The organism is Kitasatospora sp. NPDC098652 (assembly GCF_044760155.1).
Lineage (GTDB): Bacteria > Actinomycetota > Actinomycetes > Streptomycetales > Streptomycetaceae > Kitasatospora.
This window is the reverse complement of record NZ_JBIWAQ010000014.1, coordinates 15409-29588: the sequence shown is the minus strand read 5'-3', so window position 1 is coordinate 29588 and position 14180 is coordinate 15409. Positions and strand designations below refer to the sequence as shown.

Sequence of the window (14180 nt, the reverse complement as noted above, 5' to 3'; positions counted from 1 at the left end):
GAAGAGGCACACGGGGACATGAAGACGAAGAAGACCGTGCGGCACATGGCCATGGCCGCGGCGGCCGGTGCGCTGGCACTGGCCGGGACGATGGTGTCGGCGGGGACCGCGCAGGCGGACGACAGTGTGGGGATGGACGAGCCCGGGGTCCTCTACCAGGGGGACCGCCTCACCGCCGGTGACACCAGCCTGATCATGCAGGGCGACGGCAACCTCGTCCTCTACCGGGGCGTCCCGAGCGCCCCCACCCCCGTCTGGGTCGCCCCGAAGACCCTCGGCTGCGGTGTCAAGGCGATCATGCAGGGCGACGGCAACTTCGTCGTCTACAACGCCTACAACCAGCCCTGCTGGGCCAGCAACACCTTCAAGCCGAACCCCGCCGGCAAGGCCACGCTGGTGGTCGCCGACAAGGGCGGGCTCGCGATCGCCTTCACCAACCCGCCCTCCCACGGCGTCGACTGGGCGAGCCTGCGCAGCTCCGACCTGTACTGACGCCGGGCCCCGCCGCGCCTCACCCGCCCGCCGGCCCGGCGCGCAGGTGAGGCGCGGCGCGCGGGCGTTCAGCACGGATGGACCACGGGCACCGAAGACACCGAAGGAAGACACGGGACATGAGGACGAAGAAGACCCTCCGCCACACGGCGCTGGCCGCCGCGACCGCCGCGCTCGCCCTGGCCGGGACGGTGGCCACCACCGGCACCGCCCAGGCGGCGCTCGAACAGGGCAACGGCTACAAGGCGATCTACGACGACGAGCCGCTCTACCCGGGCTGGCACCTCGACTCCATGACCACGCGCGTCATCATGCAGCCCGACGGCAACTTCGTCGTCTACCAGAACGACGGCAGCGGGCAGTTCACCAAGGTCACCTATGCCAGCAACACCGTCGGCTGCGGCTACAAGGCCGTCATGCAGTCCGACGGCAACCTCGTGGTCTACTCCGCCAACGGCGGCGTCTGCTGGTCCCTCGGCACGGCCGGCCACCCGCACGCCAAGCTGATGGTCTTCGACGCCGGCCGCTCCGGCGTCCACTGGAACGGCGGCATCATCCCCCGCAGCAGCAACGGCGGCGACCCCAACACCGTTCCCCTCTCCTCCGACCTGTACTGAGGCCGCCGAGGCGGGCTCACCCCCGCCCCGCGAACCACCGCACCAGGTCGGCCACCGACCACTGCGGGCGGGCCGCCAGCCGGGTCGCCGCCGTCCGCAGCAGGACGGGCAGGTACCCGCAGAGCGCGGCCAGCCCCGCCACCGCGTCCGGCTCGCGGCGGATCCGCTCCGCGCCCACGATCCGGGCCAGCAACTCATAGGCGTCGTGCGGCTCCAGCGGTCCCACCGCGAGCCGCACGGCGCAGCCGGGCAGTGCCCCGGGCTCGGCTCCCGCCACCACCACGGCGCAGCCCGGCACCTCCGGGAGCAGCAGCCCGGGGTCGGCCACCCCGTCCAGCACCACCAGCACCCGCCGCCCGGCGAGCAGTTCGCGGTAGCGCGCGCCGAGTTCGCCGACCCCCGCGCCGTCGCCGGGCCGCTCCCCCAGGGCGCGCAGGAAGCCCGCCAGCACCGCACCGGCCTCCCCGCCGGCCGCGTACAACTGCCCGTCCGGGAAGGCGTCCTGCACCGTGTGCGCGACGTGCACGGCCAGCGCCGAGGCCCCGCTGCCGGACGGCCCCGACAACCCCACCACCGGCGAGCCGCCCGCCCGCAGCGCCCGCTCCGCCTCCCGCAGCAGCCCCGCCCGACCGACCAGGTCGGGAATGTCCGGCGGCAGCTGGCACGGTCGGGGCAGCGCCCGGGCCGCCGCCACCGGCTCCCCGCCCCGGACCCGTTCGGCCAGCTCCGCCACCGCGGCCCCCGGTTCGAGGCCCAGCTCCCGGTCCAGCCGCTCCCGCAGTTCCTCGTACGCCGCCAGCGCCTGCTCGGAACGGCCGCAGCGGTGCAGCGCCAGCAGGTGCAGCCGGTGCGCCTCCTCGTCCAGCGGGTAGGCCCGCGCCAGTTCGCCCAGCGGCTCCAGCGCCTGCTCGTGGCCGCCGAGCGCGAGGTCCAGGTCGTACCGCACCTTGAGCGCCGCCAGCCGCCCGGCCGCGAGCCGCTCCCTGGCCCGCTCGGCGAGCGGACCGGGTACGCCGTCCAGCGCCCGCGGCCCCTCCCAGGCGTCGAGCGCCCCGACCAGCAACTCCCGCGCTCGCAGCGGATCCCGGTGACGCAGCGCGACGGCCTCGGCCACCGCGGCCTCGTACCGGAACAGGTCCACCGCGTCCCGCGGCACCGACAACCGGTACCCGCCGGCCGCCGCGACCAGCAGCCCGGGCGCGTCCAGGGCCCGCCGCAACCGGTGTGCGTGGGTGCCGATCTGGCCCACCGGATCCTTCGGCCAGTGCGCGTCATCCTCGCCCCACACGCCCTCGACCAGCCGGTCCGTCGACACCAGCTCCCCGGGGGCGAGCAGCAGCGCCGCCAGCACCGCACGCTGCTGCGGCCTGCCGAGGTCGGCCTCACGGCCCTCGCACCGGGCGCGCAACGGCCCCAGCACGCGGAAATCGAGCTCCACTCCCCACCCTCTCGGAATTCCGGCGTCCGGGGCACAATCTGTGAACAGAGCATAGAAGCCGGGACTTGGGGGCGCCGCCGTCCGGACGGAAGTGGCGAGAATCCGGCACGGGACGAATCAGGAAACGGGACGACATGGTGGATATCGGGGGGACCGGACTGCGCTTCGCGCTGCTCGGCCCGCTACGGGCCTGGTACGGGACGGAAGAGGTGGAGCTCGGCCGCCCGCAGCAGCGCGCGCTGCTCGCCGTGCTGATCGGCGCCGCCGGGCGGACGGTCGCGACCTCGGTGCTGGTCGAGGGGGTCTGGGGCGGCACCCCGCCGTCCGACCCGCGCAAGGCCGTCCAGCTGGCCGTCTCCCGGCTGCGCGCCGCGTTCAGGCCGCACACCGCGGGCGACCCGGACCAGCTGCCGCTGCACCGCGTCGGCGACGGCTACGCCCTGCGCGCCGCCCCCACCGACGCCCAGCAGTGGCAGGCCCTGCTCGCCGAGGCCGAGCACCTGCGCCGGGCGGACGCGCCCGGGCAGGAGGTCCGGGAGGTGCTGCGCCGCGCCCAGCGGCTGTGGGCCGGCGAAGCCCTGGCCGGGCTCCCCGGGCCGCACGCCGAGGCGCTCCGGGCCCGCCTCGCCGAACAGCGCATCTCGGCCAAGGAGACCCAGCTCGAACTGGACGCCGACCTCGGCGACCGCACCGACCTCACCGCCGAGGCCACCGCGCTCGCCCTCGAACACCCCGGCCGGCCCCGGCTCACCGCCGTCCTGATGCGCGCCCTCTACCAGGCCGGACGCAAGGCCGAGGCACTCGCCGTCTACGAGGACGCCCGCCCCGCCCTGCCCCCGCACGACCGGGCCGCCGCCGAACTCCAGCTGCGCATCCTGCGCGAGGACACCACCCTGCTGCCCGCCCGGGCCGCCGGCGCCGACCCCGAACCCGCCGCCGAGCCCTGGCGCGCGCCCGACCAGCTGCCCTCCGGACTGCCCGACTTCACCGGCCGCACCGAGGAACTGGACGCCCTCACCGACCGGCTGGCCGGGGCCGGCGGACGCGCCGTGGTGGTCTCCGCCCTGGACGGCATGGGCGGCGTCGGCAAGACCGCCCTCGCCGTGCACACCGCCCGGCAGGTCCGCGCCCGCTTCCCCGACGGCCAGCTCTTCGCCGACCTGCGCGGCGCCGACCGCACCCCGCCCGACCCGGGCACCGTCCTGGCCGGCTTCCTGCGCGCCCTCGGCGTCGCCCCCGGCGAGATCCCCAACGACACCGGCGAACGCAGCGCCCTCTACCGCTCGGCCCTCGCCGGGCGGCGCGTCCTCGTCGTCCTCGACAACGCCGCCACCCTCGACCACGTCGAGCCGCTGCTGCCCGGCGCGGCCGGCTGCGCCGTCCTGATCACCAGCCGACAGCGGCTCACCGGCCTCTCCGGCGCCCACCACCTGCGCCTGGACACCCTGCCGCCCGCCGAGGCGCTGGAACTGCTCACCCGGATCGTCGGCGCCGAGCGCGTCGCCGCCGAACCGGCCGCCGCCGAGGACGTCGTACGGGCCTGCGGGCTGCTGCCGCTCGCCGTCCGGATCGCGGCCTCCCGGCTCGCCACCGACCCCGGGCTCACCCTCGCCGCCCTCGCCGAAGGGCTGCGCCGCGAACACCGGCTGGCCGAACTCAGCGACGGCGAGCGGACCGTGGAGGCCACCTTCGCCCTCTCCTACCACCGCCTCGACCCGGAACTCGCCCGCGCCTTCCGCCTGCTCTCCCTGCCCGACGCCCCCGACCTCCCGCTGCCCTGCGCCGCCGCGCTGCTCGGCCGCACCGAGGACGAGGCCGACCAGCTGCTGGAGAGCCTCGTCGACCTCAACCTGCTGCACTCCCCGCGCTTCGGTCGCTACGGCTTCCACGACCTCGTCCGCGACTACGCCCGCGGCCGACTCGCCGCCGAGGAACCACCGGCCGAACACACCGCCGCCGCCGACCGGCTCACCGACTTCTGCCTCGCCGCCGCCCGCAGCGCCGACCGGGCCGCCCGCAAGGCCGAGGACGCCGAACTCAGCCTGCTCCGCGCCCCCGTGATCTCCCCCGGCGTGCCCATCGCCGACGGCCCGGAGGCCGTGCGCTGGATGCGCGAGCAGGCCGAGGTGCACGCCGCCGCCATCGCGCTCAGCTGCGCCGACCCCGCCCTGCCGCTGGACCGCGCCGCCGAACTCGCCGACCGGATGGGCGCCGTGCTCGCCGAACGCACCCAGACCGGCGTCATCGTCGACCTCGCCGGACGCCTCGCCGACGAGGCCGAGGCCCGCGGCGAACACGGCCCGCTCGCCCTCGCCCGCTACCTGCGCGGCGCCATGCTCTGGCACGTCAACCACTACGCCGAGTCGGAGGCGGAGCTGCGCCGCGCCGTCGACCTCTGCACCACGCCCGACACCGAACGGATCCTCGCCAAGGCCCTGGTCAACCTCGGCGGCAACGCCCGCGTCCACGGCCGCCACGCCGAGGCCGCCGAACACACCGGCCGCGCCGCCGAACTGTTCCGCCGCCTCGGCGCCGAACGCGCCGAAGGCAGCGCCCTGGGCGAGTTCGCGTTCAACGCCGCCCAGACCGGACGCCTCGCCGAGGCCCGGGAGGCCGCCGAGCGCGGCGCCCGGCTGATGACCGCCGCCGGACCGGTCTCCGCCGCCACCGGCCGCTACTACCTGGCCCGGGTGCTACGGCTGTGCGGGGACGGCCAGGCCGCCCTCACCCACGCGCTCGGCGCCCGGGACGAGTTCGCCGCCCTCCAGGTCACCGTGTTCGAGGCCGCCGCCGGGGAGCTCGCCGCCCGGATCCACGGCGAGGCCCGGCGCTGGCTGCTCGCCGCCGACGTCGCCGAGGCCGCCCTGCCGCAGGCCCGCCGCACCAGCCCCGCCCTGGAGGCCGGGCTGCTGCGCACCCTCGGCACCGCCCTCACCGGCCTCGGCCGCCCGCGCCAGGCCCGGGCCTGCCTCACCGACGCCCTGGACGGCTACCGGCGGCTCGGCCTCGACGAGGACGCGGCCCAGGTCAGCGCCGTACTGGCCGAGTTGGGGTGACCGGCCCCGGGTGATCGCCCGCTACGCGCGTTGACCGCCTGTCTACCGCGGTCCGGGACCGTACTCCTCATCCGGCCCCGGACCGCGGCACCCGCCGCCCCGGGGCGACACCCGAGGAGAGGCGCGAACCATGACCACGCTCGTGCACGGCGGCCCGGTCCTGACCCCCGCGGCAGCCGACCTGACCGGACCCGGCGTCGACTTCCGCACCGAACTGCTGACCTCCGTCAACTTCCGGCGGGTCCACTCCGGCGCCCGGCTGCTCAACCCGGACGGGCGGCTGGACGCCGCCGCCCAGCGCCACGCGGCCGACCTCGCCGCGCACGACCTCCTCCAGCAGGACGGCACCGACGGCAGCACGCCCTGGCGCCGGGTCCGGGCGGCCGGCTTCGCGTTCCGCTTCGCCGCCGAGCTCATCGCCCCGGCCGACAGCGTGCCCCAGGCCGTACAGCTGTGGATGAACAGCCCCCGGCACCGTGACGCCGTGCTCGACCCGCGCTTCAACCACCTCGGCACCGGCTTCGCCCCCGGCCGCTCCGGCGCCCCGGGCCGCTACGTGCTGACGCTCGGCCAGGTCTGACGGCCAGGGTCCGACGCCCACCGATCACCGCACCCCACCCGAAGGAGAATCCCGATGACCACCCCCACCCGCCGCCTGCTCGCCGGCCTCGGCGCCGCCGCGGCCCTGGCCACCACCGTCCTGGTCGCCGCCCCCGCCGCCCAGGCCGCCACGCCCGGGCCCTGCGACCTCGGGCCGTCGGTCGGCGCCACCGTCAACGTCTTCAACGGCTCCGCCGGCGCCCTCGACCTGCCGTCCAACGACGAGACCAACGGCAAGCGGGTCGGCACCTACACCGCCAACCAGTCCCCCGCCCAGACCTGGACGTTCTGGGACTACTGCGACGGCACCACCGCCATCTCGCACGGCGGCAACGGCAAGGTGCTCGACCTCGACTCGCACGGCACCGGAGCCGTCCAGCTCTGGGACACCCCCGGCGGCTGGGACGGCCTCAACCAGCAGAACGGCGCCTGGATGGGCGCCAACCAGAAGTGGCGGCTGACCGACGAGGACCGCGGCTGGTACCTGATCCGCAACGTCGCCACCGGGCAGTGCCTCAAGGGCAACGGCATCGCCCAGTACACCTCGGTGACCTCCTGCAACGGCAGCGACCCGGCCCAGCGCTGGCACAAGTAGCCGTTCCGCGGGGCCCGTTCCGCCGGCCCGGGGCGGCCGGCGGTTCGGGCACCACTGATCACGACTCGGCATCCCTTGTCACGAACCCGCGTGGGACTCGTCACGGCGCAGTCAAGACGGCACCGAAGGAATGGCGCCCGGCTTTCCCCTTGCGCTATGAACATCCCTCAGGAGAACCGCCGCCACGGCGGTCCGCATGCACGGGGGACGTCACATGAAGACCATCCGCAACAGTCGCACCATGGCCCTGGCCGGCCTGGCCGTGATCGGCGCGCTCACCATGACCGCCTGCAACGACGACGCCGCGTCGTCCGACAGCGCCACCACCCCGCCGGCCACCCAGGCCCCGGCCGCGCCGTCCGCCGCGCCGACCACCCCGGCCGCCTCCGCCTCGGCGGCCGCGCCGACCGGCGCTGCCACCGGCGGGACCACCGGCGGCGCCCCGGCCCAGGCCGGTCCGACGGCGGCGCCCGGCACCACGGTGAAGATCGGCGACGCGGCGACCATCCCGTTCAGCTCGGGCAGCACCAAGGGCACCGTCTCGCTCGCGGTCACCTCGATCGACAAGGGCGACCCGGCCGACCTCACCCCGCTCAAGCTCGGCGACAAGGCCGCGGGCATGGTGCCGTACTACATCCGCTTCAAGGTCACCAACACCGGCAGCACCGACCTGTCCTTCTCCAGCCTGACCCAGGTGAAGGGCACCCTGCCGGACGGCTCGGAGGCCGCCGAGGTGATGCTGATCGGCAGCTTCGACAAGTGCCCGCACCCCTCCTTCCCGAAGGGCTTCACCAACGGGCAGTCGATCACCTCCTGCGTGCTGGCGCTGGCCCCGACGGCCACCAAGGTGTCGGGCGCCGAGTACTGGGGCGAGCCGTACACCCTGGGCAAGGGCGTCAACTGGAAGTGACCCGTCGAACGGTGACCGGCGACGGTGACCGGCGACGGTGACCGTCGCTGATCGGCGATGACCCGGTGGGCGGGGCGGCTCCTGGCCGCCCCGCCCGCCTGCACATCCACCGGCACACCCACCGGCACACCGTCGGCCGTGGCCGGCCCGCGCTCAGCGCTCAGCCCTCAGCCGGCCCGCCGTGGATCCGCAGGAAGGCGTCCACGGCGGAGCCGGCCAGCCGCCGGACCTCCTCCTCGGCCACCGGCAGGGCGCCCCAGAAGGAGCGCTCGGCCACGCCGTGGAAGGTCAGCAGGGTGAACCGCTCGGCCGCGAGCCCCGGGTCCGGGACCGTCAGCAGCCCGCGCCCGCCGAGCTCCGCCAGGCACTGCGCGAGAGCGCGCTGGGCGGCCGCCGGGCCGGTCTCCAGCCAGGCCTCCAGGACGTCCGCCGGGATGTTGGCCACCTCGGCCCGGATCGCCCGCCCGAGCGCCCCCAGCTCACCCGCGGCCGGCGCCGCGTTCGCCCGCTCCACCGCGAAGGCGGTGAGGGCACTGCGCACGTCCACCGCCCCCTCCAGGTGCTCCGCCAGCAACTCCCGCATCCGCTCGGCCAGTTCCGCCGAGTTCTGCAGCGCCACCGACAGGAAGAGGGTCTCCTTGTCGGCGAAGTGGTTGTAGACCGTGCGCTTGGACACCCCGGCCTCGGCCGCGATCGCGTCCATGCTGGCCCGGACGTACCCCTCCCGTCCGAACACCGTGGTCGCGGCCGCGGTGATCGCCCTGCGCTTCTCCGGCCGTCCCGCTGCGCCTGTGGTCGCCACGACCCTCCTCCTTCTCCGTCGGCGCCCCGCCGACCGGCTCAGAAACTGCCCGGTGTAGTGTCTGCTGGCCCGTTCACGAGCGGACTTGCCACCGAACAGGCGTGCTCTATGCTGCGTACGATCTCTACACCTCTGTAGAGCAAATCCGAAAACGTGCCTGCCCCCGAGCAGCAGCGGGAAACCGCGAACGGGAACCGGCCGGCCGAACACCAGCGTCCCGTACTGGCAGCGCCGCAACCGCTCTCCCACGGCAGACCCGGCGCAGCGCCGACGTGGCGCGCGAAGCACGGGAACACCGGGGGTGAGTGAGTGGCGGGGCAGCGAGGACGGTCGTCCGACCAGGGTTCACGACGGCGGACGACGAGCCGGCCCGCGGGCCCCACCCGTCCCTTCTCCGGCGGGCCCGCACTGCCCGCGGTGGCGGCCCTCGGGCTGCCGCTGGTCGGCGCGGTGGTCGACGAGCTCTCCGGGCCGGGCATGGGCCTGGCCTTCGCGGTGTGCGCGGTGCTCGGCACCGGCCTGTCGGCCGGGCTCAGCACCCGCCGCGGCTGGTGGTGGGTGGTCGCCGCCTCCCCGCTGGTGGTGCTCGGCGTGACGGCCGCGGCCGAGCTGGCCGCGAACGGCGACACCTACCGGGGCAAGGCCCTGGCCACCGGCTCCGCGAAGTGGGTGGTGCACGGTTTCCCGGTGATGGCGCAGGCCGCCGTGGCGGCCCTGCTGGTGATCGTGGCCCGGGTGGCCCTGGACCGGAGGAGGCGGCATGGCTGACGGGCGCGAGCGGGAACAGGAACGGGAACGGGAACGACCGGATGGCGGCCGGGCCGCCGACCGCAGGGCCGCGGCAGCCCCGGCGGGCCGCCGCAGCTCCCCGGCGCTGATCGCCGGCCGGGTGGTCGCCACCACGGTGGGCTTCGCGGTGTTCGCGGCCAGCGGGGTGGTCTGGTACGAGTACACGTCGCTGACCGACGGGATGACCACGTCCAACGCGATCTCGGAGACCAAGAAGGACGCCCCGAAGCACCTGGACAACTCGGTCAACCTGCTGCTGATCGGCCTGGACAGCCGCAAGGCGATGGACGGCTCCGACCTGCCCCCGGAGTTCGTCCAGGACGAACTGCACGCCGGCCACAGCTCGGACATCGGCGGCTACAACACCAACTCCCTGATCCTGCTGCACATACCGGCGGGCGGCGGCAAGGTGCAGGCGGTCTCCATCCCGCGCGACGACTACGTCATGACCTACAACGGGGACGGCTCCCAGCAGGGCATGCACAAGATCAAGGAGGCGTACGGCAACGCCAAGGACGCCTTCGACCGGAGCCCGAAGGCCAAGGGCCTCAAGGGCGCCGACCTGGAGAAGGCCGGCCGCGACGCCGGCCGCGCGGCCACCATCCGCACCGTCCAGACCTTCGTGAACCAGCCGGTGGACCACATCGCCGAGGTCAACCTGATGGGCTTCTACGACATCGCCAAGGCCGTGGAGCCGATCCAGGTCTGCCTGACCCACGACACCAAGGACCCGGCGATGGAGGGCCAGGGCTCCGGCGCCGACTTCAAGAAGGGCATCAACACCCTCAACGCCTCCCAGGCGCTGGCCTTCGTCCGCCAGCGGCACAACCTGGACGACGGCAAGGGCAACACCGGCGACTTCGCCCGCACCCACCGCCAGCAGGCCTTCATCTCCTCCGTCGTGCACAAGCTCAAGCAGGACGGCATCATCAGCGACCTCGGCAAGCTCAAGGACCTGTTCGGCGTCGTCCAGAAGGACCTGGTGATCGACAACGAGTGGAACGTCCTGGACTTCGCCCAGCAGGCCCCGGCGCTGACCGGCGGCAACGTCGAGTTCAACACCCTGACCTTCGACGGCTTCGGCACCAGGAACGGCCAGGACGTCAACCTGGTCACCCCGTCGAAGATCCAGAAGGTGGTCAAGCAGCTGTTCGGCTACGCCGACGCGGCCGCCCCCGCCGCGCCGGCGGACGGCGCCACCGACGCCCCGACCACCGAGGCCCCCGCCACCCCCTCGCCGAGCGCGACCGCCCCGGCCAAGGCGGGCGCCCCGGCCACCGTCGACGTGTACAACGCCTCCGCCGCCGCCGGGGTCTCCTCCTCCGCCGAGGCCAAGGCCCTGGTCGCGATGGGCTTCAAGGAGGGCACCACCGGCCCGGCCCGCAGCAAGCCGAAGACCACCACGGTGACCTACGGCAAGGGCGCCAAGGACGCCGCCGACCAGATCGCCGCCCGCTACGGCGTCACCGCCACCGAGTCCGCCACCGCCGGCGCCGGCCACGTGGTGGTCACCCTCGGCACCTCCTTCACCGGTACGGACGACAAGTCCGCCGCCCCCAGCGGCCCCGCCACGGGCAACCCGGCCGCCAACCTGCCGATGCAGGGCCCCGGCGTCGACGCCACCTCGGACGGCGGCATCCCCTGCGTCTTCTGACGCGCACCCCAGACGCGAAGGCGCCCCCGACGCGAAGGCGCCCCCGTCCGCTCCGGGACGGGGGCGCCGACGCGTCGCGGCCGGGCGGGGGGTCAGTCCACCGTCCAGGTGTCGCCGCCCGCCAGCAGGGTCGCCAGGTCGCCCGGCCCGCGCTGGGCGACGGCGGTGGCCAGCTGGCTCTCCATCAGGTCGTCGTAGACCGGGCGCCGGACGTCGCGCAGCACGCCGATCGGCGTGTGGTGCAGGGTGTCCGCGTCGGCGATCCGGGAGAGCGCGAAGGCGCCGGTCGGGCTGGCCGCGTGGGCGTCGTGCGCCAGCACCCGCGCCTCGTTGTCCGGCGTCACCGGGGCGGTGAACAGCTCGCCGTCCGCGCCCCGGAAGACGCCGTTGGCCCCGTCCGCGCCGAAGCGGATCGGCTGCCCGTGCTCCAGCCGGATCAGCGCCTCGTCCCGGGTGCCGGCCTCCTTGAGCACCTCGAAGGCGCCGTCGTTGAAGATGTTGCAGTTCTGGTAGATCTCCACCAGCGCCGTGCCCTCGTGCTCGGCCGCCGCCCGCAGCACCGACTGCAGGTGCTGGCGGTCCGAGTCGATGGTGCGGGCGACGAAGGAGGCCTCGGCGCCGATCGCCAGCGACAGCGGGTTGAACGGCGCGTCCAGCGAGCCCATCGGGGTCGACTTGGTGATCTTGCCGAGCTCGCTGGTCGGCGAGTACTGCCCCTTGGTGAGGCCGTAGATCCGGTTGTTGAACAGCAGGATCTTGAGGTTGACGTTGCGCCGCAGGGCGTGGATCAGATGGTTGCCGCCGATCGACAGCGCGTCGCCGTCCCCGGTCACCACCCACACCGACAGGTCCCGCCGGGAGGAGGCCAGCCCGGTCGCGATCGCCGGCGCCCGGCCGTGGATCGAGTGCACCCCGTAGGTGTTCATGTAGTACGGGAAGCGCGAGGAGCAGCCGATGCCGGAGACGAAGACGGTGTTCTCCCGCTTGATGCCGAGCTCCGGCATGAAGGACTGCACCGCGGCCAGGATCGCGTAGTCCCCGCAGCCCGGGCACCAGCGCACCTCCTGGTCGGTCTTGAAGTCCCGGGCGCTCTGCGGCCCGTCGGCCTTGGGCACCAGCTTCAAGGACGGGAACGGGTGCTCGCTCATCGGTGGTCCTCCTCGTCCAGGGTGCCGATCGCCGCCCACAGCACGTCCGCCAGCTGCGCCGCCTTGAACGGCAGTCCGCGCACCTGGTTGTAGGACTCGGCGTCCACCAGGTACTTCGCCCGCAGCAGCAGGGCGAGCTGGCCCAGGTTCATCTCGGGCACGATGACCTTCTCGTAACTGCGCAGCACCGAGCCCAGGTTGGCCGGGAACGGGTTGAGGTTGCGCAGGTGCGCCTGGGCGACCTCGCCACCGTCCGCGCGCACCCGGCGCACCGCCGCGGTGATCGGGCCGTAGGTCGAGCCCCAGCCGAGCACCAGCACCCGGGCGTCGCCGGTCGGGTCGTCGACCTCCACCGGCTTGACGGTGATCCCGTCGACCTTCGCCTGCCGGGTGCGGACCATCAGGTCGTGGTTGGCCGGGTCGTAGGAGATGTTCCCGGTGCCGTCCTGCTTCTCGATGCCGCCGATCCGGTGCTCCAGGCCCGGGGTGCCGGGCACCGCCCAGGGGCGGGCCAGGGTGTGCTGGTCCCGCAGGTACGGCCAGAAGGCGCCGTCCTCGCGGTTCGGGCCGGTCGCGAACTTCGGGTCGATCTCCGGCAGTTCGTCGACCTCCGGGATCCGCCAGGGCTCCGAGCCGTTCGCCAGGTAGCCGTCCGAGAGCAGGAACACCGGGGTGCGGTAGGTCACCGCGATCCGGGCCGCCTCCAGCGCCGCGTCGAAGCACTCGGCGGGCGTGGCCGGGGCGACGATCGGCACCGGCGCCTCGCCGTTGCGGCCGAACATCGCCTGCAGCAGGTCCGCCTGCTCGGTCTTGGTCGGCAGGCCGGTGGACGGGCCGCCGCGCTGGATGTCCACCACCAGCAGCGGCAGTTCCAGCGAGACCGCCAGGCCGATGGTCTCCGACTTGAGCGCCACGCCCGGCCCGGAGGTGGTGGTCACGCCGAGCGCCCCGCCGAAGGCCGCGCCGAGCGCGGCGCCGATGCCGGCGATCTCGTCCTCGGCCTGGAAGGTGCGCACCCCGAAGTCCTTGTGCCGGCTCAGCTCGTGCAGGATGTCCGAGGCCGGGGTGATCGGGTACGAGCCCAGGTACAGCGGCAGGCCGGAGCGCTGCGCGGCGGCGATCAGCCCGTAGGACAGCGCCAGGTTGCCGGAGATGTTGCGGTAGCGCCCGGCCGGGAGCTTGGCCGGCGACACCTCGTAGGAGACCGCGAAGGACTCGGTGGTCTCGCCGAAGTTCCAGCCCGCCCGGAAGGCGCTGATGTTGGCCTCGGCGATCTGCGGCTTCTTGGCGAACTTGGTGCGCAGGAAGGACTCGGTGCCGTGGGTGGGCCGGTGGTACATCCAGGACAGCAGGCCCAGGGCGAACATGTTCTTCGCCCGCTCGGCGTCCTTGCGGGCCAGCCCGCTGTCCTTGAGCGCCTCCAGGGTCAGCGTGGTCAGCGGCACCCGGTGCAGGTGGAAGGCGTCCAGCGAGTCGTCGCCGAGCGGATCCGCCGCGTAGCCGACCTTGGCCAGCGCGCGCTTGGTGAACTCGTCGGTGTTGACGATGATCTCCGCGCCGCGCGGCAGGTCCGGCAGGTTCGCCTTCAAGGCCGCCGGGTTCATCGCCACCAGCACGTTCGGGGCGTCGCCCGGGGTGAGGATGTCGTGGTCGGCGAAGTGCAGTTGGAAGGACGAGACGCCGGGCAGGGTGCCGGCGGGGGCCCGGATCTCGGCCGGGAAGTTCGGCAGCGTGGAGAGGTCGTTGCCGAACGCGGCCGTCTCCGAGGTGAAGCGGTCACCGGTGAGCTGCATACCGTCACCGGAGTCCCCGGCGAACCGGATGATCACCCGGTCGAGTCTGCGAACGGGCTTGGGCCGCCTCACCGGTGGACTGCCCGGGGCGTGCGGGCCGGCTGGTCCGGCCGCTCCGGGGCGTCCGTCACCACCGCCGGTACGACCCTCGTCGCCGCCCGATCCGTCCACTGCCTCCGACTGATCGACCTGACTGGTCACTGCCGCGGACCTCCTCGTGGACACACCACCGCGGGCGCGGCCCCGTGCCCCGTCCGCTTGGTGCACCGCTCGCATCCTATGCGCG

12 protein-coding genes are annotated in these 14180 nt (G+C 74.2%); 8 read left to right on the top strand and 4 right to left on the bottom strand.

The window, feature by feature from the left end; genetic code table 11:
- The first annotated feature begins 18 nt into the window (after positions 1 to 18).
- Both ACIQWA_RS26845 and ACIQWA_RS26840 read left to right on the top strand, forming a co-directional pair.
- Positions 19 to 492, top strand: a complete 474-nt coding sequence (locus ACIQWA_RS26845; protein ID WP_402486820.1) for a hypothetical protein — start codon at positions 19 to 21, stop codon at positions 490 to 492.
- Positions 493 to 611: 119 nt separating this feature from the next.
- Positions 612 to 1109 carry a hypothetical protein gene (locus ACIQWA_RS26840; protein WP_402486817.1) on the top strand — a complete coding sequence of 166 codons (498 nt, stop codon included), beginning with the start codon at positions 612 to 614 and terminating at the stop codon, positions 1107 to 1109.
- Positions 1110 to 1125: 16 nt separating this feature from the next.
- Here ACIQWA_RS26840 and ACIQWA_RS26835 read toward each other — a convergent pair whose 3' ends face one another.
- Positions 1126 to 2547 (bottom strand): BTAD domain-containing putative transcriptional regulator, encoded by a 1422-nt coding sequence (locus tag ACIQWA_RS26835; protein WP_402486815.1) that lies wholly within the window; start codon positions 2545 to 2547, stop codon positions 1126 to 1128.
- Between the two features lie 134 nt (positions 2548 to 2681).
- On the opposite strand from ACIQWA_RS26835, the gene ACIQWA_RS26830 reads away from it, so the two are divergent.
- The 4 genes from ACIQWA_RS26830 (at position 2682) to ACIQWA_RS26815 (ending at position 7708) form a co-directional block, all read left to right on the top strand.
- Positions 2682 to 5603 carry an AfsR/SARP family transcriptional regulator gene (locus ACIQWA_RS26830; RefSeq protein ID WP_402486812.1) on the top strand — a complete coding sequence of 974 codons (2922 nt, stop codon included), beginning with the start codon at positions 2682 to 2684 and terminating at the stop codon, positions 5601 to 5603.
- A 130-nt stretch (positions 5604 to 5733) separates the two neighbouring features.
- Positions 5734 to 6183 (top strand): CAP domain-containing protein, encoded by a 450-nt coding sequence (locus ACIQWA_RS26825; protein ID WP_402486809.1) that lies wholly within the window; start codon positions 5734 to 5736, stop codon positions 6181 to 6183.
- Positions 6184 to 6237: 54 nt separating this feature from the next.
- Positions 6238 to 6798 carry an RICIN domain-containing protein gene (locus tag ACIQWA_RS26820; protein WP_402486806.1) on the top strand — a complete coding sequence of 187 codons (561 nt, stop codon included), beginning with the start codon at positions 6238 to 6240 and terminating at the stop codon, positions 6796 to 6798.
- A gap of 214 nt (positions 6799 to 7012) precedes the next feature.
- Positions 7013 to 7708 carry a hypothetical protein gene (locus ACIQWA_RS26815; RefSeq protein ID WP_402486804.1) on the top strand — a complete coding sequence of 232 codons (696 nt, stop codon included), beginning with the start codon at positions 7013 to 7015 and terminating at the stop codon, positions 7706 to 7708.
- A 160-nt stretch (positions 7709 to 7868) separates the two neighbouring features.
- Here ACIQWA_RS26815 and ACIQWA_RS26810 read toward each other — a convergent pair whose 3' ends face one another.
- The gene (locus tag ACIQWA_RS26810) at positions 7869 to 8510 is read right to left on the bottom strand and encodes a TetR/AcrR family transcriptional regulator (protein ID WP_402486801.1); all 642 of its coding nucleotides are present in this window, start codon (positions 8508 to 8510) and stop codon (positions 7869 to 7871) included.
- 417 nt (positions 8511 to 8927) lie between these two features.
- On the opposite strand from ACIQWA_RS26810, the gene ACIQWA_RS26805 reads away from it, so the two are divergent.
- Positions 8928 to 9278 carry a DUF6542 domain-containing protein gene (locus ACIQWA_RS26805; RefSeq protein WP_402486798.1) on the top strand — a complete coding sequence of 117 codons (351 nt, stop codon included), beginning with the start codon at positions 8928 to 8930 and terminating at the stop codon, positions 9276 to 9278.
- A complete protein-coding gene (locus tag ACIQWA_RS26800) occupies positions 9271 to 10953 on the top strand; it encodes an LCP family protein (protein WP_402486796.1) in 1683 nt (560 codons plus the stop codon). Before ACIQWA_RS26805 ends, ACIQWA_RS26800 begins: the two co-directional genes overlap by 8 nt.
- A 92-nt stretch (positions 10954 to 11045) precedes the next feature.
- Here the strand turns inward: ACIQWA_RS26800 and ACIQWA_RS26795 are convergent, their stop codons facing one another.
- Complete coding sequence (locus ACIQWA_RS26795; RefSeq protein WP_402486793.1) at positions 11046 to 12101, bottom strand: 2-oxoacid:ferredoxin oxidoreductase subunit beta; 1056 nt, start codon at positions 12099 to 12101, stop codon at positions 11046 to 11048.
- A complete protein-coding gene (locus tag ACIQWA_RS26790) occupies positions 12098 to 14095 on the bottom strand; it encodes a 2-oxoacid:acceptor oxidoreductase subunit alpha (protein WP_402486791.1) in 1998 nt (665 codons plus the stop codon). Before ACIQWA_RS26790 ends, ACIQWA_RS26795 begins: the two co-directional genes overlap by 4 nt.
- Positions 14096 to 14180 lie beyond the last annotated feature (85 nt).